Source organism: Haloactinospora alba, assembly GCF_006717075.1.
GTDB lineage: Bacteria > Actinomycetota > Actinomycetes > Streptosporangiales > Streptosporangiaceae > Haloactinospora > Haloactinospora alba.
Genome location: NZ_VFQC01000001.1, coordinates 1088982 through 1110315, shown reverse-complemented (window position 1 = coordinate 1110315; position 21334 = coordinate 1088982). Strand labels below are relative to the sequence as shown.

General features: G+C 68.7%; 19 protein-coding genes and 1 pseudogene. 12 read left to right on the top strand and 8 right to left on the bottom strand.

Annotated features, from left to right (window positions below; genetic code table 11):
* The first annotated feature begins 16 nt into the window (after positions 1 to 16).
* Positions 17 to 2530 (top strand): DEAD/DEAH box helicase, encoded by a 2514-nt coding sequence (locus FHX37_RS05085; RefSeq protein ID WP_394344472.1) that lies wholly within the window; start codon positions 17 to 19, stop codon positions 2528 to 2530.
* A gap of 239 nt (positions 2531 to 2769) precedes the next feature.
* Here FHX37_RS05085 and FHX37_RS05080 read toward each other — a convergent pair whose 3' ends face one another.
* The 8 genes from FHX37_RS05080 to FHX37_RS05045 form a co-directional block, all read right to left on the bottom strand.
* Positions 2770 to 3234, bottom strand: coding sequence for a cytidine/deoxycytidylate deaminase family protein (locus tag FHX37_RS05080; RefSeq protein WP_141922394.1), 465 nt, complete (start codon positions 3232 to 3234; stop codon positions 2770 to 2772).
* Positions 3231 to 3914 (bottom strand): RibD family protein, encoded by a 684-nt coding sequence (locus FHX37_RS05075; RefSeq protein ID WP_141922393.1) that lies wholly within the window; start codon positions 3912 to 3914, stop codon positions 3231 to 3233. The genes FHX37_RS05080 and FHX37_RS05075 overlap by 4 nt, the downstream gene beginning before the upstream one ends.
* Before the next feature lie 76 nt (positions 3915 to 3990).
* Positions 3991 to 5619 carry a thiamine pyrophosphate-dependent enzyme gene (locus tag FHX37_RS05070; protein WP_141922392.1) on the bottom strand — a complete coding sequence of 543 codons (1629 nt, stop codon included), beginning with the start codon at positions 5617 to 5619 and terminating at the stop codon, positions 3991 to 3993.
* Positions 5620 to 5627: 8 nt separating this feature from the next.
* On the bottom strand, positions 5628 to 6416 hold the full coding sequence (locus FHX37_RS05065; protein ID WP_141922391.1) for an ABC transporter ATP-binding protein: 789 nt from the start codon (positions 6414 to 6416) through the stop codon (positions 5628 to 5630).
* A 58-nt stretch (positions 6417 to 6474) separates the two neighbouring features.
* Complete coding sequence (locus FHX37_RS05060) at positions 6475 to 7221, bottom strand: ABC transporter permease (RefSeq protein ID WP_246062359.1); 747 nt, start codon at positions 7219 to 7221, stop codon at positions 6475 to 6477.
* 104 nt (positions 7222 to 7325) lie between these two features.
* Entirely contained in the window at positions 7326 to 8186 is an 861-nt protein-coding gene (locus tag FHX37_RS05055; RefSeq protein WP_141922390.1) for an ABC transporter permease, read from the bottom strand.
* Positions 8187 to 8191: 5 nt separating this feature from the next.
* Positions 8192 to 9139, bottom strand: a complete 948-nt coding sequence (locus FHX37_RS05050) for an ABC transporter substrate-binding protein (protein ID WP_141922389.1) — start codon at positions 9137 to 9139, stop codon at positions 8192 to 8194.
* 395 nt (positions 9140 to 9534) lie between these two features.
* Positions 9535 to 10992: an aldehyde dehydrogenase family protein gene (locus FHX37_RS05045; protein ID WP_246062086.1), complete on the bottom strand. Its 1458-nt coding sequence runs from the start codon at positions 10990 to 10992 to the stop codon at positions 9535 to 9537.
* Between the two features lie 339 nt (positions 10993 to 11331).
* On the opposite strand from FHX37_RS05045, the gene FHX37_RS05040 reads away from it, so the two are divergent.
* The 11 genes and pseudogenes from FHX37_RS05040 (at position 11332) to FHX37_RS04990 (ending at position 21258) form a co-directional block, all read left to right on the top strand.
* Positions 11332 to 12159, top strand: a complete 828-nt coding sequence (locus FHX37_RS05040; protein ID WP_141922387.1) for an IclR family transcriptional regulator domain-containing protein — start codon at positions 11332 to 11334, stop codon at positions 12157 to 12159.
* A gap of 107 nt (positions 12160 to 12266) precedes the next feature.
* Positions 12267 to 13094 (top strand): CoA transferase subunit A, encoded by an 828-nt coding sequence (locus FHX37_RS05035; RefSeq protein WP_141922386.1) that lies wholly within the window; start codon positions 12267 to 12269, stop codon positions 13092 to 13094.
* A 53-nt stretch (positions 13095 to 13147) separates the two neighbouring features.
* Positions 13148 to 13864, top strand: coding sequence for a CoA-transferase subunit beta (locus FHX37_RS05030; protein WP_141925026.1), 717 nt, complete (start codon positions 13148 to 13150; stop codon positions 13862 to 13864).
* A 31-nt stretch (positions 13865 to 13895) separates the two neighbouring features.
* Entirely contained in the window at positions 13896 to 15071 is a 1176-nt protein-coding gene (locus FHX37_RS05025) for a thiolase family protein (RefSeq protein WP_141922385.1), read from the top strand.
* A 10-nt stretch (positions 15072 to 15081) separates the two neighbouring features.
* Positions 15082 to 15828, top strand: coding sequence for a protocatechuate 3,4-dioxygenase subunit beta (gene pcaH / locus FHX37_RS05020; RefSeq protein ID WP_141922384.1), 747 nt, complete (start codon positions 15082 to 15084; stop codon positions 15826 to 15828).
* Positions 15829 to 16383 carry a protocatechuate 3,4-dioxygenase subunit alpha gene (gene pcaG / locus FHX37_RS05015; protein WP_141922383.1) on the top strand — a complete coding sequence of 185 codons (555 nt, stop codon included), beginning with the start codon at positions 15829 to 15831 and terminating at the stop codon, positions 16381 to 16383.
* A gap of 18 nt (positions 16384 to 16401) precedes the next feature.
* Positions 16402 to 17781, top strand: a complete 1380-nt coding sequence (pcaB, locus tag FHX37_RS05010) for a 3-carboxy-cis,cis-muconate cycloisomerase (RefSeq protein ID WP_211351746.1) — start codon at positions 16402 to 16404, stop codon at positions 17779 to 17781.
* Positions 17778 to 18572, top strand: a complete 795-nt coding sequence (gene pcaD, locus FHX37_RS05005; RefSeq protein ID WP_141922382.1) for a 3-oxoadipate enol-lactonase — start codon at positions 17778 to 17780, stop codon at positions 18570 to 18572. Before pcaB ends, pcaD begins: the two co-directional genes overlap by 4 nt.
* A 45-nt stretch (positions 18573 to 18617) precedes the next feature.
* Positions 18618 to 18974: pseudogene (locus FHX37_RS05000) on the top strand (carboxymuconolactone decarboxylase family protein); the annotation flags it as partial.
* 92 nt (positions 18975 to 19066) lie between these two features.
* Positions 19067 to 20242, top strand: a complete 1176-nt coding sequence (locus FHX37_RS04995; protein ID WP_141922381.1) for a 4-hydroxybenzoate 3-monooxygenase — start codon at positions 19067 to 19069, stop codon at positions 20240 to 20242.
* Positions 20243 to 20388: 146 nt separating this feature from the next.
* Positions 20389 to 21258, top strand: a complete 870-nt coding sequence (locus FHX37_RS04990; protein ID WP_141922380.1) for a TetR/AcrR family transcriptional regulator — start codon at positions 20389 to 20391, stop codon at positions 21256 to 21258.
* Positions 21259 to 21334 lie beyond the last annotated feature (76 nt).

Sequence of the window (21334 nt, the reverse complement as noted above, 5' to 3'; positions counted from 1 at the left end):
GGGCACCATAGGAAACGTGCTTCTCATAGATCAGCTTCCGGCCGAACCAGAACCCGACACCGTCTACGCGGCATTCGAGACCTGGGCCGGGGAGCAGGGGCTCACTCTCTACCCGCACCAGGAAGAAGCCCTCATCGAGATCGTGACGGGCTCCAACGTCATCCTCAGCACCCCCACCGGTTCCGGGAAGAGCCTGGTGGCGGCCGGTGCGCTGTTCGCGGCGTTGGGAAGGGACGAGTGCGCGTTCTACACCGCACCGATCAAGGCCCTCGTCTCGGAGAAGTTCTTCGAACTGTGCAACCTGTTCGGAACCGAGAACGTCGGCATGATGACCGGCGATGCCAGTGTCAACGCCGATGCGCCCATCGTGTGCTGCACTGCCGAGGTACTGGCCAACATCGCGCTGCGGGACGGCACCAGCGCCGACATCGGCACCGTGGTCATGGACGAGTTCCACTTCTACGGTGACCCGGAGCGGGGATGGGCCTGGCAGGTGCCGCTGCTGGAGGTCCCCCAGGCGCAGTTCCTGCTGATGTCGGCGACGTTGGGCGACGTCACCCGCTTCGAGGAGGACCTGACGCGGCGCACCGGCCGCAGGACGGCCGTGGTCAGCTCGGCCGAACGCCCGGTTCCGCTGTACTACTCCTACCGCAGCACCCCGCTGCACGAGACCCTGGAGGAGCTGCTCGGTGAGCGGGAAGCGCCCGTGTACATCGTGCACTTCACCCAGGCCCAGGCCGTGGAACGCGCCCAGTCGCTCACCAGCATCAACATGTGCACCCGGGCGGAGAAGGACGCGATCGCCGAGGAGATCGGCGGGTTCCGGTTCACCACGAAGTTCGGGCGCAACCTCTCCCGTTACGTGCGACACGGCATCGGAGTGCACCACGCCGGGATGCTGCCCAAGTACCGGCGGTTGGTGGAACGGCTCGCCCAAGCCGGTCTGCTCAAGGTCATCTGCGGCACGGACACTCTCGGTGTCGGTGTCAACGTTCCCATCCGCACCGTGCTGTTCACCGGGTTGAGCAAGTACGACGGGAGCCGGGTACGCAGGCTCAGCGCACGCGAGTTCCACCAGATCGCGGGCCGGGCCGGCCGTGCCGGTTTCGACACGGTGGGCAACGTGGTCGTCCAGGCCCCCGAACACGTCATCGAGAACGAGAAGGCGCTGGCCAAGGCGGGCGACGACCCCAAGAAGCGGCGCAAGGTGGTGCGGAAGAAGGCCCCGGACGGGTTCGTCGGGTGGGACAACGCCACGTTCGACAAGCTCATCGCCGCCCAGCCCGAACCGCTCAGGTCCCGGTTCAAGGTGAGCAACGCGATGCTGCTGAGCGTCATCGCCCGCCCCGGGGACTGTTTCGCCGCGATGCGTCACCTACTGACCGACAACCACGACGACCGCCCGACCCAGCGCCAGCACATCCACGAAGCCATCGAGATCTACCGGTCGCTGCTGGACGGCGGCATCGTCGAACAGCTGGACGAGCCCGACGATGCGGGCAGGACCGCGCGGCTCACCGTCGACCTGCAGCCCGACTTCGCACTCAACCAGCCGTTGTCGACGTTCGCGTTGGCGGCGCTGGAAGTGCTCGACGCCGCCTCCCCCACCTACGCCCTGGACGTCCTCACCGTGGTGGAGTCCACGTTGGACGACCCGCGCCAGATCCTGGGGGCGCAGCTGAACAAGGCCCGCGGTGAGGCCGTGCAGCGGATGAAGGACGAGGGGATCGAGTACGAGGAGCGCATGGAGCGGCTGGAGGAGGTGGACTACCCCAAGCCGCTGGAGGAGCTGCTCGAACACGCCTACGAGGTCTACCGGCGCGGCCATCCGTGGGTGGGGGACCATCCGCTGCGTCCGAAGTCGGTGGCGCGCGACATGTACGAACGGGCGATGACGTTCACCCAGTACGTCGGCTACTACCAGCTGGCGCGCTCGGAGGGGCTGATCCTGCGCTACATCGCCAACGCCTACAAGGCGGTCAGCCAGACCGTCCCGGAGGACTACAAGACCGAGGAGCTGCGCGAGCTCATCGAGTGGATGGGGGAGCTCGTCCGGCAGGTGGACTCCAGCCTGCTGGACGAGTGGGAGAAGCTCACCAACCCCACGGCGGAGGAGACCGCCACCGGAGCGGAGGCCGAGGCCGAGGAGCGCCCCAAGCCGGTCACCGCGAACCCGCGCGCTTTCCGGGTGCTGGTCCGCAACGCGATGTTCCGCCGGGTCGAGCTCGCCGCGCTGGGACGCTACCGCGAGCTCGGCGAACTCGACGGGGAAGACGGGTGGAACGCCGCGGCGTGGGAGGAGGCGCTGTCCGAGTACTACGCCGAGTACGACGAGCTCGGCATCGGTCCGAACGCCCGGGGGCCGGCCATGCTCTCCGTCCAGGAGGGGTCCGACCGGTGGGAGGTCCGCCAGGTCTTCGACGACCCGGAGGGCGACCGCGACTGGGGGATCAGCGCCGAGGTTGACCTGGCCGCATCGGACGAGGCCGGGGACGCCGTGGTTCGCGTCGTGGACGTCGGTCAGCTCTAGGTCCTGTTTTTTGGACGCTGTTCGTCGCGAGCGGCGTCTCCGGTGCCGCCCGGCAAGGCCAAGAAGGAAGGCGGAGCGGACCCTCCGCCGACCGACGAGAACGCCGCCGGGCGGTGCCCTGGGACGACGCGCAGCAGGACAAGCGTCAGAAAAACAGGACCTCAGTCCTGTTCGGTGGACGGTGTCCGTCACGAGCGGACTCCGCCGCCCCTCCGGGCCCGTCGGGCACGGCGGCTTCGTCACAACACGTGTGCGTTGACGTCGCGTACCAACGGGGCGAGTTCCGGACACTCCACGACGGTGCGTCCCGCTGCGCGCAGCCGCTGGGCGCCCGTTCCCGTCACGAACACGGCCGGTTCCCGCCAGGCGAAAACGACGCGGGGAACTGGGGTGTCCAGGATCAGCTCGGTACATGTACGCGGCCGTGAGGCGCGCTGGCCACACGGTTCCAGGGAGCTGTAGATCGTGGCCGAGGAGAGCCGCGGGTCGGTAGCGTCGATCTGACGCAGGGCGGCCTCCTCGGCGTGGTCGCTGGGATCGTCCTGGCGGGAGTAACCGTCGCTGAGCACATTCCCCTCCGCGTCGACCAGGAGCGCACCGACCGAGAACGCGGTGTGCGCGGGCGGGCAGGAACGGGAGAGGTCGATGGCGGCGCGTAGCCAGTAGAGGTCGGCCTCCCGTGCGGGAGCCCCGTCGCTGCTCATTCTTCCCCTCCCGTGATGTAGCGCAGCACTGCCACGTCCCCCAACACCCGGGTCTCGACGAGCCGCATCGGGGCCGTCGGCGTGTGGGGGAAGGTTCCGGACCCGACGAAGCGGGGGGCGGCGGGGTCCCCGACGAAGAACGGGGCGACGGCCAACCGCAGCTCGTCCGCGAGCCCGGCGGTGAGGAACAGTGTGTGGATATGGCTGCCTCCCTCGACCAGCAGCCGGCCGACTCCGCGGCGTGCCAGGTCGGCGAGGACACCCCGGGGGTCGATGGGGTCGCCTCCGTCCACCACGATGGTTCTCTCCGCTCCGGCGAAACGACGCGCCGCCGCGGAGCGTCCGCTCGCCGTGTAGAGGAGTTTCCCCGCGTTCCCGGCGGTGAAGAACCGCGCCTGCGGGTCGAGTTTCCCGCTCTGGCTCAGGGCGACCTTGACGGGGTTCTCCGGTTTGTCTTGTTCGATCCGGCGACGGCGGCGTTCTTCCGAGCGCACCAACAACCGGGGGTCGTCCCGTCGCACCGTCTGGGCGCCGACGAGGATGGCGTCGCAGTCGGCACGCAGCTGGTCGACCTCCTCGGCGTCGGCGTCGTTGGACAGCCGTAACGGCGCGGATCCGGTGTCGTCGATGTACCCGTCGGCGGACATCGCGCAGCTGACGATGGTGTGTGGCCGGTCCATGGGGACAAGGTTAGGACCTTCGGAGTCGGCATGGTGTCCGGGGCAAGGTCGTGGGTGCGTCGCTGCGCACGTGGGTTCACGGCCGGAAAACGCCCTGCGCGTCGACAGTTACGCTCAGTACCAGTGGTTGCTGGCGCTGCTCCAGGTGCGGAACGGCCTCGTCGAGCTCGGTGACGAGGCCGGCGTAGGTGTCGACGCAGTGTGCCGGACAGCCCAGTTCCCGTGCCACACCGGCTACGGACACGTCCGGGAACGAGGGCCAGGATGGGGTTCCCCCCTGCTGTTCCGCCAGCCGGTCCATGACCGCGTACCCGCCGTTGGACAGGACGACGAACAGCACCCCCGCGGAGTACCGGGCCGCGCTCCACAGGGCTTGTACCGCGTACATGGACGAACCGTCCCCGACAACGGCGATCACCGGCCGTTCGGGGTCCGCCATGCGTATGCCGGTGGCTGCGGGCAACGCGAACCCGAGTCCGCCCATTGCTGCGGATACGAATCCCAGAGGGCGTCGGGCAGGTATGAGCCGGTGCATCTCGGGCCGGCTCGACGGGGTCTCCTCGACGAAGACGGTTTCGGGAGAGGCACGCTGAGCCAACGCCGCCAGCACGTGGGACGGCGACAGCGGCTCGTTCTCGCCGGGCGGGGCGGGGGAGCTCTCCCCTCCGCGCGTCCGGGGAGGCCCCGTCCGCCGCGCCGTCCGCTCGAGGATACCGCGCACGGCTGATGCGACGGGAGCGACGACCGCCGTTTCGACCGGACTACGGTAGGCCTCCTCCGGGTCGTCGGTGAGCAGCGCGACCCGTGTCCCCGCCGGCACGAGCGGACCGGAGGTGTAGGGATACTGCCGGAACACGGGAGCGCCGGCGGCGAGCACCACGTCGTGGTCGGCGAAGGCGTCGCGCAGTCCGGGACGGTCAGCGGGCAGCACCCCCGCGTACAGCGGGTGGTCCTGCGGGAAGCCCGCGCGTGCGCCGAAGCTCTCCTGGAACACGCGGGCTCCGAGATGCTCGGCCAGGGCGGTCAGCGCCGCCCACCCCTCCTCCGTGTCGGTACCCGCTCCCGCGACCAGTGCCGGGTTCTCGGCGGTGTCCAGCAGACCGGCGACACCGGCGAGCCGGGAACTGTCGGCTTCCTGTGCGCGGACGACGGTTCCGGCGGCGGCGTGGACACGCTCTTCGTCGCAGGGTTCGGACCAGTCGTCCATCGGCACGATGACCAGGGCGGGGCCCCGCGCGTCGGCGGCCGTGTGGTGGGCGCGCGCGACGGCGGCGGGGACCTCCTGTGCTGTGACCGGCTCTTCCACCCGTACCGGGTAGCTGCCGGCGAGGTCACGCAGCCTTCCGGTGAGGAACGGCTCCAGGTCGAGGTGGCGCCGGTCCTGCTGCCCCACCAGGACCACCAGCGGTGCCCGGTTCACACGCGCGGTGGCCAGAGCGCCGACGGCGTTCCCCAGCCCAGCCGTGGTGTGCAGCTGCACCAGAGCCGGCCTGTCCCGGGCCACCGCCCAGCCGGTCGCCATTCCCACGACCGAGCCTTCGTGCAGTGCCAGCACGAACCGCAGATCCGTCGGCAGGTCGGTGAGGAAGGGGACCTCGGTCGAGCCCGGGTTGGCGAACACCGTCGTCAGCCCGAGGCCGCGCAGGACGTCCACGGTCGCGTCCCGGATGGTGCGCGGTTCCGGGGAACCGTACTGGTCTGACATGAGGGCTCCTACTTCCCTGAGGTGGCCGCTGCCCCGCGTTTGGCCGTTTGGATCTCCTCGTACACCCGGGTGCGCAGCTCGGTGAAACGGGATGACGCGCGGGTGGTGAGCTGGTCGCGCTCCTCCGGCAGGTCGACGGCGATGTCGTCCTGGATGACGGTGGGGGCGGAGGACAGCACGAGGACGCGCTGACCGAGGTACACCGCCTCGTCGATGTCGTGCGTGACGAACAGCACCGTCATGGAGAACCGTTGCCACAATGTCCGGATGAGGTCCTCGAGGTCAGCCCGGGTCTGGGCGTCCACAGCGGCGAAGGGTTCGTCCATGAGCAACACACGCGGTTCGTAGGCGATGGCTCGGGCCAGGGCCACACGCTGTTGCATACCGCCGGAGAGCTGCCACGGGTAGGACGGGCCGGAGCTGGAGAGCCCCACCGCGTCCAGGGCCTCGGCCACCAGGGACTCGCGGCGCTGCCGGGTTAGTTTCTTCTTCTTGAGGGGGAGTTCGATGTTGCCGCGCACGGTCAGCCAGGGGAACAGGCTGCGCCCGTACTCCTGGAAGACCACCGCCATGTCCGGCGGGGGCGCGGCGACCGGACGTTGGGCCAGGGTCACCTGGCCCGAGGTGGGTGGCATGAGGCCGGCTATGCACTTCAGCAGGGTCGTCTTTCCGCATCCCGAGGGGCCGACAAGACATGCCAGTTCCCCCTCGGGCAGGGTGAACGTCAGGTCGCGCACGGCTTCGACCTCGCGGTCACCACCGCTGTAGACCTTGTGCACTCCGGTGACGTCAAGCATGGGTTCTCCGTAACTCGCTGGCCGGGCAGGGGCCGGGACAGGAAGGTGTGGCGGGTCCTCACGTACCCCTACTGGCGGCGCGGGCACCCTCGTACCAGTGGAGGACGCTGCGCTCCACACGGCCGAACACCACCGAGAGGGCGAATCCGAGCAGCCCGAGCAACAGGATGCCGGACCACATCTCGGGGATCGCGAACTGGCGCTGCGCCAGTACGATGCGGAATCCCAGGCCGCTGGAGCTGGCGAACATCTCGCTGATGACCATCAGGATGATCGCGATCGACAGTGCCTGGCGCAGGCCAGCCATCATCTGGGGGCTGGCGGAGCGCAGCACCAGTGTGGTGAGCCACCGCCAGCCGCGGATGCGGTAGCACCGGCAGGTGTCGACCAGCACAGGGTCGACGGCGCGTACCCCCTCGATCGTGTTGAGCAGGATCGGCCACACGCTTCCAGCGACGATGACCGCCAGCTTCATCTGGAGGTTCACCCCGATCAGCAGCATCAGCAGGGGCACCAGCACGGGTGGTGGTATCGCGCGGCAGAACTCCAATACGGGTTCGGCCGTGGCGCGTGCCCGCGGGGACAGTCCCAGCGCCACACCGGCGATGACGCCCGCCACCGCCGCCAGGGCGAACCCTGCGAGCAGCCGGCCGATGCTGGGAAGGGCGTGGACGAAGAACTGATCGGAGAGCCACGTCTCGGCGAACGCCCCCGCGATCACCCCGGGGGTCGGCATGTAGTAGCTACTCCCCGTTGCCGTGTATCCCCACCACAGCAGAACCAACAGCACCGGCAACAGCAGTATCCGGACCGCTTGCGCTCCCGCGCCCCGGACGAGTCGGGCAGTGCGCCTGGTGCGGGAGGTGGCACCGTTCTCTGTCCGCGCGCCACCAGGAGTACTGACGGATGTCACGAGGCGACCTCCCCTCGGACCGAGGTGTGCCACCGCAGGACGCGGCGTTCCAGGCTTCGGACGGCGATGTTCACGAGTACGCCGAGCGCGCCCGTGGCGATGACGAGGGCGTAGACCGCGGTGAGGGCGCCGCTGCTCTGGGCCACCTGGATCTGTTGCCCCAGCCCGGGGGAGCCGATGGTGAGCTGTGCGGTGATCGTCAGGATGAGGGCGACTGCCGCACCCAACCGCAGCCCGGTGAAGACATAGGGCAGGGAGGAGGGCCAGACGACATGGCGCAGTCGCGACCAGTAGCCCAACCCGTAGGAGCGGGCCGTTTGCTCTGCCACCGGATCCACATCGGCAACGCCGTACAGGACCTGGATGTAGATCTGCCAGAACGCCGCGTATACCACGAGGAGCAGGGTCGAACCGATGTCGACGCCGTACACCAGGATCGCCAGCGGTATCAGTGCCACGGAGGGTATGGGCCTCAGGAACTCCACGGTGGAGGCGGTGAACGCGCGCAGCACCGGCACCGACCCGATAACGAACCCGAGGAGTACAGCAGCGAAGAAGGCGATCGCCAGTCCCAGCGCCCACGCGATGATGGTGTCGGCGACCGCGTTCCAGAAGGAGGTCAAGAGCAGCCGTTGCCCGAGCTCGGCGAGGATGCGCGAGACGGGGGGCAGGTACTTCTCTGGAAAGAGCCCCAGACGCGGAACGATCTCGCACACCGCCAGGAACCCGGCGACGCCGACGCTCCCTAGCAGAGCGCTCTCGTTGGGGAGGCGCCGCCGTCGGCCGCCCGCCGGCGGCCGCGCGGCGGACTTGCTGCGGTCGGTTGTGGGGACTGGCCCGGTGGAGGTCCCAGTCATCGTGTTCATAGGAAGAGTTCGTCCGTGTCGGGTTTGGAGTCGATGAGGCCGTCCTTGACCATCAGCTCCCCGATCCGCTGCGCGGAGTCGCGGTCACCTTCGGTGGGGAACGCCGGAAGCTGGATCTCCTCGATCAGCGTCTCGTCCATGTCGGTGTAGGTGGTGAGGATGCGGCGCACCTCCTCCGGACGGCTGTCGGCGTAGCTCAGCGACTCGTGCATCGCGGCGGTGAAGGACTCGATCAGCTCGGGGTTGTCGTCGATGAGCTCCTCCCGGGTGAAGTAGGAGGCGATGGACAGCGACGGGTCCGCGTCGACGAAGTTGGACGCTACTTCCTCTGTCCCGTCGTCCAGGGCTGTGGTGCGGAAGGGCTCCACCACCCAGGCAGCGTCCAGTTCCCCTTGTTCCAGCGCTGCGGGCATGTCCGGGAACGGCATCTCGACGAATTCGACGTTGGAGGGGTCCCCGCCGTCCTCGCGGATGGAGTTGCGCACGGTGGTGTCACCGATGTTCTCCAAGTTGTTCACCGCGATTTTCGCTCCGGCGAGATCCCGGGCGCTGGAGATGCTGCTGTCCTCCGGGACGACGACACCGCCGAAATCGGCCCCCTCCTTGCCCGTGCTGGTCACGCCGTTACTGACGACCTTCAGGGGGAGCCCCTTCTCACGGGCGATGATGAGGCTCGTGATGTTGCCGAAGGCAAAGTCGAAGGATCCGCTGTTGACGCCGGGGATGGCCTCAGCGCCTCCGGAGGTGTTCTTGATCTCTACCTTGAGGCCATGGTCCTCGAAGAATCCCTGCTCCTTGGCGAGATGGAGGGGGGCAACGTCAACGATGGGAATGGCACCGACAGTGATGGAGGTGAGGTCGTCCCCGCCGGACTCGTCACCGCTGCACGCCGAGGTAGCGGCCAGTGCCAGAACTGAGGTCATCGCGAGGGTTCTGCGGAGCATAGGGATCTTCCTTCGTAACGAAACGGAGGTTGAGGTGGGACGTACACCGGGGCGCGCTGCACTGGATGCCCGGGATCTCACCACATAACGCACATATCGTGCGCTTTGCGAACATATGTCCTCTTGACGAAAGTAGAATGCTGCCTTATTTCCGTCAATCCAGCACAGGATCTTCCCCGTCGGTCAATGCGAATTCGTAATCACGGGCAGCCGTCCAGCGGAGTCACAGATAACCGGTGTTTCTCCACCACTGTGGTTGGTGGTTCCTTCGGCCCCCACTCGTCTGGCTTTTGGCACGCCTACCGCGACCCGGCTCTGGCTCGCGCCCACGTCGGCAGCGCTCGGACCGCCCCACGGAGGGCTCTCGCTCGCCGGAGCCATCGGGGCTCTGGCGGCTAGAACGGATAAGCGGGTGTTCCAGAGCGCATGGTCACCCACTGGGTCTCGGTGAAGGCCTCGATGTTGGCCTGGGATCCGCCGAAGCGACTCCCCGTACCGGAGAGGCCCACGCCGCCGAACGGCGCCACCGCCTCGTCGTCCACGGTCTGGTCGTTGATGTGCACGATGCCGCTGGGAACCTGGTCCGCTACCTCCATCCCACGCATCGGGTTGGAGGTCAGCACCCCCAGGGAGAGGCCGTATGAGGTGTCCCGAGCGAGGGAGACCGCCTCCTCGGTGGAGGAGAACTGGATCACCGGCGCCACCGGGCCGAACACCTCGTCGCCGTACGCGGGAGTGTCCGTGGACACCCGGTCGAGCACGGTGGGCCGGTAGAACAGCCCCTCGTAGGTGCCGCCCGCCCGGAGCTCGGCCCCCGCGTGCACGCTGTCGGTGACCATCTGGTGCACCTTGTCGCGCTGCCCAGCGTCGATGATCGGCCCGAGGGCGGAGCCGGCATCGGGATCGCCCACCTCGAGGGACTCGGCCTTACTCGCGAGACGGGAGACGTACTCCTCGGCCACCCGTTCGTGGACCAGGTGCCGGCCGGTCGTCATGCAGATCTGCCCCTGGTGCAGGAACGAACCCCACGCACCCGCCGAAGCCGCCCGTTCGACATCGGCATCCTCCAGCACGAGCAGTGCGGAGTTCCCGCCGAGTTCCAGATGCGCCCGCTTCAGATGGCGCGCTGCCTCCTCACCGACACTGCGCCCGGCAGCGGTGGAACCGGTGAACGAGATCACCGGGACCCGCGGATGGGAGACCAGGGCCTGCCCCGCCGCTGCCCCGCCGGGCAGCACCTGGAGCACTCCTTCCGGAAGCCCGGCACGGCGGAAGACGTCGGCGAGGACCGCGCCGCCACTGATCGCGGTCCGCTGGTCGGGTTTCAGCACCACGGCGTTCCCCAGCGCCAGGGCGGGGGCGACTGACCGAATCCCGAGAACGAGAGGGAAATTGAACGGTGCGACGACCCCGACGACACCCACGGGAACGCGCCTGGCGAAACTCATACGCGGCTTGGCGCTACGCAGCACCTCCCCGGCCGGTTGGGACGCGAGCGCGGCTGCCTCGTAGGCCTCGCTGGCAGCCACAGTGGTTTCGAAAGCTGCCTTCCCGGCCCCGGAACCGGCCTCCCGGCGCAGCCACCCCTGGACTTCCCCGGCGTGCTCCTCCAGGAGGGCACCGGCACGGCGCAGGACCGCCGCGCGTTCCTGGAACGTTGCTCCCTCCCACTCCCGCTGTGCGACAGCTGCCCGGTCGGCGGCCGCTTCGGCGTCCTCCGCGCTGGCTACTCCGATGCGGGCGAGGGTAGCTCCGGTCACCGGGGAGGTCACCGGTGCGCTACCTCCGGCAGCGGGTGTCCACTGCCCGGTGAAGACCGCACCCTCCCAGCTGTCGGTCGCAAAAAGGCTCACAACGCACTCCTTCCAGCCGGTTGTTGACCCGGTGTTTCCGAGGCTGCGACGGCCGAATGCCGACAGCCCCCTCCGCCCGGAGCTGGATGGGGTTGTGCGTCCAGCCGGGCATACCATCCGTTCGCTTTACGCACTTAAGTTCAGATTGCGAACTTACCCAGAAGTGTGATCCAGGTCAACCCTCTGCGGAGGCGCCATCGTTGCCCCTCACCCTCTGGTGCGGGCACACAGTTCAATCCTCGGCTTTGTGTGCGGTATGGGAACATCTCCCGTAAGAAGACGGGCCACGCCGTGCGGGTCCGATTCCCTGGTAAACGGCTGATCCGAAGGCGAGCACGAATGAGCACCGAATCTACCGACCCCGAAGCACACGCCCGCGGCGAGCACTTCGTCCAGTCGCTGGAACGTGGACTCGCCGTCATCCGGACTTTCACCGAGCAGGCCCCCTCGCTCACCCTGAGCGACGTCGCACGGGAGACAGGGCTCACGCGAGCATCGGCACGGAGGTTCCTGCTCACCCTGGTCGACCTGGGTTACCTCCGCAGCGACGGACGCGCGTTCTCCCTCACACCACGCGTTCTGGAGCTGGGCTATGCCTACCTGTCCGCAGCGGGGCTGCCCGAGGTCGCCCAGCCCCACCTGGAACGGCTCGTCGCCGAGGTGAGGGAGTCCTCCTCGGTCTCGGTACTGGACGGCGACGACGTGGTCTACGTGGCCCGCGTCCCCACATCCCGGATCATGCAGGTCGCGATCAACGTCGGGACGCGGTTCCCCGCTTACGCGACCTCCATGGGACGAGTCCTGCTGGCCGGCAAACCGGAAGCGGAGCTCGAGGCCTACCTGCAACGCGTCGAGCTGGACCGTCTCACCCCGTTCACCCTCTCCACCGTGGCCCGGCTGCGCACAGAGATCGAACGCGTCCGCAGTCAGGGGTGGGCGATCGTGGACCAGGAGCTCGAGGAGGGGCTGCGCTCGGTGGCTGCCCCCATCCGGGACCGCGACGGCACGGTCATCGCCGCCGCGAACGTCTCGGCCCACGCGAGCCGGGCGTCGGTGGCCGACATCCGGCGCGACCTGCTGCCGACCCTCACCGCCACAACCGCCCGCATCGAGGCTGACTGGGAGGTCGCGACACGTGAGCCCGGCAGAGGGAGGAAAGCCCTGTGATCCCTCCGCACCCCTCGAGTGGTCTTGACCGCTCCCGTCCACAGTACTAGCGTCTGTGTTCGCGTTATGAACAAACATGCGTTATACGAACAAGCCTGGGAGGGGCCATGCCTGTGCCGCTGGACGAGGGCATCAGCGAGCTTGTCCACGACGGCGACACGGTCGCTCTGGAGGGTTTCACCCACCTGATTCCGGTGGAGGCAGGCCACGAGATCATCCGGCAGGGAAGACGCGAGCTCACCCTGGTCCGGATGACCCCGGACATCGTCTACGACCGGATGATCGGCGCCGGGTGCGCGAGGAAGCTCGTGTTCTCCTGGGGCGGCAACCCGGGGGTGGGCTCCCTCCACCGGTTCCGTGACGCTGTCGGCAACGGTTGGCCGGCCCCCCTGGAGGTCGAGGAACACAGCCACGCCGGAATGGCCAACCGCTACGCGGCCGGCGCCTCGGGACTGCCGTTCGCCGTACTGCGCGGATACACCGGCACCGATCTACGCCACCCCGGTATCGCCACTGTCACCTGCCCGTTCACCGGTGAGGAGCTGACCGCCGTCCCCGCTCTCAACCCGGATGTCACCATCGTGCACGCCCAGCGCGCCGACCGTGCCGGAAACGTGCAGCTCTGGGGCATCACAGGGGTGCAGAAGGAAGCGGTGCTGGCAGCACACCGCGCGATCGCCACTGTGGAAGAGATCGTTGACGAACTCGACCCCGTGCCGGGGCAGGTACTGCTACCCGGCCGGCTCTTCGCCGCCGTGTGCGCCGTACCCTACGGCGCCCGCCCCTCCTACGCCCATGGCTACTACATCCGGGACAACGCGGCCTACCAGCAGTGGGACGCCATCAGCCGAGACCGGCAGGAGTTCACCCGGTGGTTGGCGGAGAACGTACACAGCGGGGCGCGGAGCGCCGAGGAAGGTGAGGGGAGACGGTGACCGCAACGCCACACATCAGCGATGAGACTCCCAGATACACCGCTGACGAGATCATGTCCGTCGCGGCGGCGCGCTGCCTCACGTCGGGTACGGCGTGCTTCGTGGGAATCGGCCTGCCGAGCACCGCGGCCAACCTCGCTCGTCGCACCCACGCCCCCGACCTGTGGATGATCTACGAGTCGGGGACGTTGGGCACGGCACCCAGCACACTTCCACTGTCCATCGGGGACGGCGTGCTCGCCGACACCGCCGACACCGTCGTCTCGGTGCCAGAGATCTTCAACTACTGGCTCCAACCCGGCCGGATCGACGTCGGTTTCCTGGGTGCCGCCCAGATCGACAAGTACGCCAACATCAACACCACCGTCATCGGCGACTACGACGCCCCCAGCGTCCGACTCCCCGGAGCCGGAGGAGCGCCCGAGATCGCGGCCTCCTGCCGCGAGGTTGTCGTAATCGCGCGGCAGAATCCCCGTACCTTCGTGGAAACGGTCGATTTCATCACCTCCGTGGGGCACGGCGGCGGCCCGGAGAGCCGGCAACGGCTCGGGCTGCACGGAGCCGGCCCGAGCCGGGTCATCACCGACATGGGCATTCTTGAGCCCGACCCGGAGACGCGCGAGCTCACCCTGGTCAGCGTGCACCCCGGCGCCACGACGGAGCAGGCCCGGGATGCCACCGGCTGGGACCTGGCGACCCTCCCCCAACCGGCCACCACCCCTGTCCCCACCCCGGAAGAGCTGACGGTCCTGCGTTCCCTCACCGGGTAGGCAGCTCCGCACCCATCCCCATGGAGGTCCCATGACCGAAGCGTTCATCCTCGACGCGGTACGCACCCCCTTCGGCAAGTACGGCGGCGCCCTGGCCCACGTCCGCCCCGACGACCTCGCCGCGCACACGGTGCGCGGCCTACTGGAGCGCAACCCCCGGCTCGACCCCTCCACCATCGCCGACGTCTACTTCGGGGACGCCAACGGGGCAGGAGAGGACAACCGCAACGTCGCGCGCATGGCGAGCCTGCTGGCGGGCCTGCCCACCTCGGTCCCCGGAGCGACGACCAACCGGCTGTGCGGCTCCGGACTGGAGGCCGCCATCGCCGCCAACCGGGCTGTAGCCGTCGGCGACGCCTCCCTCGTCCTCGCGGGCGGGGTGGAGTCCATGAGCCGTGCCCCCTGGGTACTGCGCAAACCCGGAACCGGTTTCCCCAGCGGCCACGAGACACTGCACTCCACCACGCTCGGGTGGCGCATGGTCAACCCGCGTATGCCCGAGGAATGGACCGTATCCCTGGGGGAGAGCACGGAACAGGTCGCTGACGCCCACGGCATCGGCCGCGCGGAGCAGGACGAGTTCGCGCTGCGCAGCCAGGAGAACGCCGCGGCCGCGTGGGACAGGGGGGTCTTCGACGAGGAGACGGTTCCGGTTCCCGGTGCCGAACTCACCCGGGACGAGAGCCTCCGCCAGACCTCCCTGGAGAAGCTCGGCGCTCTCACGCCGGTCTTTCGCCCGGACGGCACGATAACCGCCGGCAACGCCTCCCCGATGAACGACGGGGCGGCCGCCATGCTCATCGGCGACGCAACGGCCGCAGAGCGCACCGGAAGCGACCCACTGGCACGCATCGTCAGTCGCGGGGTCACGGCGGTGGAGCCGCACCGGTTCGGCATCGGACCGGTGGAGGCGGCCGAGACCGCTCTCCACCGCGCCGGCATCGATTGGGAGGATCTGGCAGCGGTGGAGCTCAACGAGGCGTTCGCCGCGCAGTCGCTGGCCTGTCTGCGGCTGTGGCCGCGGCTGGACCCCGAGATCGTCAATCCCAACGGCGGAGCCATCGCCATCGGCCATCCGCTGGGCGCCTCCGGCGCGCGCGTCCTCGGGTCGCTGGCGCACGAGCTACACCGGCGTGGCGGTGGCTGGGGACTGGCCGCCATCTGCATCGGTGTCGGGCAGGGACTCGCAGCCGTGTTGCACGCGTGAAAGGACACTCATGTCACCGACCGGGGCATACACGGGAGGAACCGCCGACCCGACCGGCTACATCCGGGACCATGACGTCCACCCGCCGATGGACTATCCGGGGTACCGGAGCACGGCGCTGCGTCACCCCAAACGTCCCCTGGAGCTACTCCCGCACATGCTTACCGAGGTCACCGCGCCGCTGTTGGGACAGGACACCCTCGGTGAGCTCGACAACGACCTCACCCGCCAGCATGCCGGCGAGCCCCAGGGGCAACGCATCATCGTACACGGGCAGGTACGCGACAGCGGTGGCCAGCCGGTCCCCAACACCCTGATCGAGATCTGGCAGGCCAACGCTGGTGGACGCTACCGGCACGCGAACGACAACTGGCCCAGTCCGCTGGACCCCAACTTCACCGGTGTCGGCCGCACCCTCACCGACGGCTCGGGCAGGTACCGCTTCACCACCATCCGGCCCGGCGCGTACCCGTGGGGCAACCACACGAACGCGTGGCGGCCCGCGCACATCCACTTCTCCCTGTTCGGCCGGGCCTTCGCCCAGCGGCTGGTGACCCAGATGTACTTCCCGGAGGACCCGCTGTTCTTCCAGGACCCGATGTGGAACTCCATCCCGGACGAGAGGGCCCGACAACGCCTGGTCGCCAGCTTCGACTACGCCAACACCGAAGAGCAGTGGGCGCTGGCCTACCGGTGGGACATCGTGCTGCGCGGCAGGGAAGCCACCGTGTTCGAGCCAGTGGAGGGAGGGGACTGAATGTCGGGAACCACCCCTTCGCAGACCGTGGGACCCTATTTACACATTGGTCTCACCTGGCCGGACGGGGCCTACGCCGTTCCGGCGGCAGCGCCCGGCGGGTTCTGGATCCGGGGTGTGCTCACCGACGGGGCGGAACGTCCGGTCAGTGACGGGCTCATCGAGACGTGGCAAGCCGACCCGGACGGCGGGTTCGCCCACGCCTACACTCCCGAGGGGAGCGCTACTCCCCGGTTCCGGGGATTCGGACGCTGCCCCACCGGCGGCTCCGGCGAGTTCGGCGTGTTCACCCGCAAGCCGGGACGGGTTCCCGGGCCAGCGGGTCCACAGGCACCGCACATCGACGTCTCCGTGTTCGCCCGGGGAATGCTGAACCGGGTCGTCACCCGCCTCTACTTCCCGGACGAGCCCGAGGCCAACGCGGCCGACCCCGTACTCACCCGCATCACCGACCCTGCAGCCCGTGCCACCCTCGTCGCCGGTACTGCCGAGGACGGCTACCGGTTCGACATCCGCCTGCAGGGAGAACACGAAACCGTATTTTTCGACATCTGACGCGGGAATGGAGGAACCGTGACGGAGCTGTTCGCAGGCATCTTCGCCCGCGGCGACATCGGTACCGCCACGGACGACGACGCTTGGCTACGGGCACTACTCGACGCCGAAGCAGCCCTCGCCCGCGCCCACGCCCGCCTGGGGACGATCCCCCCGGAGCACGCCGAGGAGATCACGCACTCGTGCGTCCCGGAGAACATCGACACCGCGGAGGTCAGCCGCTCCGCTGCGGACTCCGGGAACCCCGTGGTTCCCCTGGTCGGCCAGATCACCCGCTCCGTCGGGGAGGCAGCGGGACGTCACGTCCATCTCGGCGCCACCAGCCAGGACATCATGGACACCGCCGCGATGCTGGTGGCCCGACGCGCGGGAACCGTGATCCGGGCCGTCGCTGACGAGGCGTGCGAGTCGCTCGCTACGCTGGCCGTCGACCACCGCGACACGGTCATGGCCGGCCGCACCCTGCTGCAGCAGGCACTGCCAACCACGTTCGGACTGGCCGCTGCCGGCTGGTTGGACCAGCTCGCCGACGCCACGAACCGGTTGGCGGAGTTCCTCGACCAACGGGCTGCGGCCCAGCTCGGCGGCGCCGCGGGCACCCTCGCCTCGCTGGGACAGGTCGGGCCACGGGTCACCACCGCGTTCGCGTCCGAACTCGGCCTGGCCGAACCACGGCTCCCCTGGCACACAGCACGCGGTCGGGTCGCCGAACTCGCCGGTGCACTGGCGCAGGTGAGCGGGGCCGTGGGCAAGACCGCCGGCGACATCGTGCTGCTGGCTCAGACCGAGGTCGGTGAAGTACGCGAGCACGGCGGCCGGGACCGTGGCGGGTCCTCCACCCTGCCGCACAAGCGCAATCCGGTGGCAGCGGTGTCCGCCGTCGCCTGTGCGGAGCAGGCCCCGGATCTGGCCGGATCGCTCCTGGGGGTCCAGATCCAACAGCACCAGCGTGCGGCCGGGCAGTGGCAGGCCGAGTGGCTGCCCCTCACCCGCCTGTTGCGGACCACGGGCTCGGCTGCCGCGTGGCTGGGCACATCACTGGAACGGCTCAATGTGGATCCGGAACGGATGCGTGCCAACATGCTCGACGGGTTTCCCCTCGCCGAACGGGTCACCACTGACCTGGTGGGAGAGCTCGGTCGTCTTCCCGCGCACGAGCTGGTGCGGTCCGCCTGCGCTGAGGCCTCCGACCAGGGACGCGACCTCACCGACGTGCTCACCGAGCGCCTGGAAGGCCGCCGCAGCAGGGAGGAGGTCTCGGCTCTGCTGGATCCGACCTCCTACCTGGGCAGCGCCGGTGAGTTCATCGACCGGGCTGTCGAGAAGCACCACGCGTCCGGTGGCGCGGAGGTACGGCATCCGACACACCGCAGCACCGAAACGAGGAGGACAGGGTGAGCGTCGACGTTCACTACTCCGTCGAGGGGCCGGAGGACGGTCCGGTCGTACTGTTGGCGGGTTCGCTCGGCAGTACGGCGGAAATGTGGCAGCACCAGCTGCCGGCACTGACAGGTGCCGGCTTCCGTGTCGTCCGCTACGACCTGCGTGGACACGGCTCCTCCCCCGTCCCGGAGGGCCCATCCAGCATCGCCGACATCGGAGGGGACGCACTGCGGTTGCTGGACCGGCTCGGCGCGGACCGCGCCCACCTGGTAGGACTCTCCATCGGCGGGATGGCAGGAATGTGGGTGGCCGCCAACGCGCCCGAGCGGATCGGCAGGTTGGCACTGTTGTGCACCTCCGCCTGGTACGGCGATCCGGAAGGATGGTCGCGGCGTGCCGCGACCGTACGAGAGCACGGGGTCGGGGCGGTCGCCGACGCTGTGGTGGAGCGCTGGTTCACCCCCGGCTTCGCGAGGCGTTCCCCCGAGGTCGTCGAACGGATGCGCGCGACGGTCGCGGACACCTCCCCGCAGGGGTATGCGAGCTGCTGTGCGGCCATAGCGGATATGGACCTTCGCGGACAGCTGTCCCGGATCACAGCTCCGACGCTGGTCATCGCAGGGGCCGAGGACGAAGCGGCTCCTCCCGGACACGCCGAGAGTATCGCGGCCGGGATCAGGGACTCGCGACTCCGGATCGTCGATGGCGCGGCCCACCTGGCCAACTGGGAGCAGGCCGGCACGGTGAACGAGCTGCTCCTCGACCACCTGCGGCTGCCCTCCGGCGGAACCCCGCACACGACGTAGACCGGGTTCTGTGCACTGACGATACGAAGGGCTGGGAGGAGAACCATGGACGCGGATCCCGCGCAGGACAACGCACGGCGCGCTTCCGGAACAGCGGTACGACGGGAGGTGCTGGGAGATGCTCACGTCGACGCCGCAGAGGCGAACACGACGGCGTTCACTGCTCCGTTCCAGGACTTCATCACACGCTACGCCTGGGGGGAGGTGTGGGCACGTCCCGCTCTGGACCGCACCACACGCAGTTGCATGGTGCTGACCGCCCTCGTCGCCCAGGGCCACTGGGACGAGCTGGCGATGCACGTGCGGGCGGCGGTCCACAACGGGCTCACTGCCGAGGAGATCCGCGAGGTCTTCCTGCAGGCCGCGGTCTACTGCGGCGTTCCCGCAGCTAACAAGGCGTTCGGCATCGCCCAGCGGGTCCTGGACGAGGACCTCTGGCCCACGTTCCTCCTGCTCCCCGGCACCCAACAACGCACCCTCTCCCTGGAGACCCCATGCGAACCACAGTCGGCATCATCGGCGCCGGACCCGCCGGGCTGTTCCTCTCCCACCTGCTGCACCGCCGCGGCATCGATTCGGTCGTGTTGGAACGCCGCGACCGTTCCTACTGCGAGAGTCGCCAACGGGCAGGGGTCGTGGAGCACAGTGTCGCCGAGGCGCTGCGCGCCTCCGGCGTCGGTGAGCGTATGGACCGTGACGGGTTCGTGCACGAGGGGATCGAGCTTCGGTTCGACGGGCGCGGCCACCGGATCGACTTTCCCGCGCTCACCGGGCGCAACGTGGTGATATACGCGCAGACCGAGATCGTAACGGACCTGATCGCACGCAGAATCGCCGACGGCGGCCGTGTGCTGTTCGACGCCGAGGCCACCGATGTCGAGGGGATCGACACGGAGAGCCCACGGGTGCGTTTTGTCGCTGATGGTTCCGAGGAGGTGCTGGAGTGCGACTACGTGGCCGCGTGCGACGGTTTCCACGGGGTGGGCCGGTCCGCCCTGCCCACCGATTCGATGCGCTGTTTCGACAAGGGCTATCCGTTCGCGTGGTTGGGGATCCTGGCAGACGTCGCCCCATCGTGCGACGAGCTGGTCTACGCCCACCATCCGCGCGGGTTCGCGCTGCACAGTATGCGTTCCGAATCAGTGAGCCGGTTGTACCTGCAGGTTCCCTCCGACACCGATCTGGGTGACTGGCCCGACGAGCGCGTCTGGGACGAGCTGGACACGCGCTTCGCGCTGCGCGACGACGACTGGGCGCTGCGCCGCGGCCCGGTGACGGACAAAAGCCTCACGCCCATGCGCAGCGTCGTCACCGAACCCATGCAGCACGGCCGCCTCTTCCTCGCGGGTGATGCCGCCCACATCGTTCCGCCGACCGGAGCGAAAGGTCTCAACCTGGCGATGCACGACGCCCTCCTGCTCGCCGACGCGTTCACGAGCGCCCACACCGACGGTGACACGTCCGGGCTGGAAGGGTATTCAGCGACGGCGCTGCGCCGGGTGTGGCGGGCGGAGCACTTCTCCTACTGGATGACCTCGCTGCTGCATCCCGCCCCGGAGGGCAGCGACTTCGACCGCCGGTTGCACCTGTCGCACCTGGACCACATCGTCTCCTCTCCTGCCGCGGCCACGCAGCTCGCCGAGAACTACACCGGGCTGCCGCGGGTGTGAGTCCGTCGTTCCACACACCACACCAACTGAACGAACAACCAGCATGATCGCAATACGCTACTGATCTCCTATAATGCGGGATATACCGCCACCCCAACTAGTCGTTTTATTGCGATTATCGCTATACCCTGCTACGGTCGCCAGCCGTGAGCGATCAACTGGAAGGGCTGCGGCGACGCGCCCGTGACGTCATCCGGCGGTCCGGTCGGCCCCAGCGCGAGTTCGCGGCCGCCCTCGGCCTCGAGCCTTCCAAGCTGTCCAAGTCGTTGACCGGAACCCGCCGGTTCACTGCCGAAGAGCTGATCCACATCGCTGACCTCGGCAATGTCACCGTCAACTGGCTCCTCAACGGCGACGATGGCGCCACGACCGTCGCCGCGCACCCGCCCAGAACCGCAGCCAGCCGGACGTCGGAGGCCGACCAGCGGGCGGCGCCCGACCACGACCGGAGGCGCCAGATCAGCGAGGCCGCCTGGCACCTGATCGCCGAGCGCGGATACCACTCGGTGCGCACCTCCGACATCGCCCGCGCGTGCGGCACGTCGAGCGCGACAATCCACTACCACTTCCCCACCCTGCGCGACCTCCTCGACGAGACGCTGCGCACCTCGGTGAAGCAGGCCTTCGACCGCCAGGTCGCGGTACTGCACGAGATCACCGACACGCGCGAACGGCTGCTCCGGCTGATCGAACTACAGCTTCCCAACGCGGGCCACCTGCGCAGGGAGTGGTCCGTGTGGATGCAGGTGTGGAACGAGTCGGCGCTCGACCCGCACCTGCGCGATCTGCACTCCGCTTCCTACCAACGGTGGCACGACACCATCGCGCAGACACTGCGCGAGGGCGCGGCCGAGGGTGTGTTCCGCGACCTGGACGCCGAACAGATGACGGTACGGCTCACCGCCCTCATCGACGGCCTCGGCATCCAGGTCATGACGGGCCGCCCCGGACGAACCGTGGAAGGGATGCGCGAGATCCTGCGCGACTTCCTCGCCACCCAGATCGAGCGCACGTGAGGGGTGCGCCCGCTGCCCTCCACGCCGGCTTCCGGCGCACCCTCACCCACTGACCGGACACAAGGGGGATCATTCC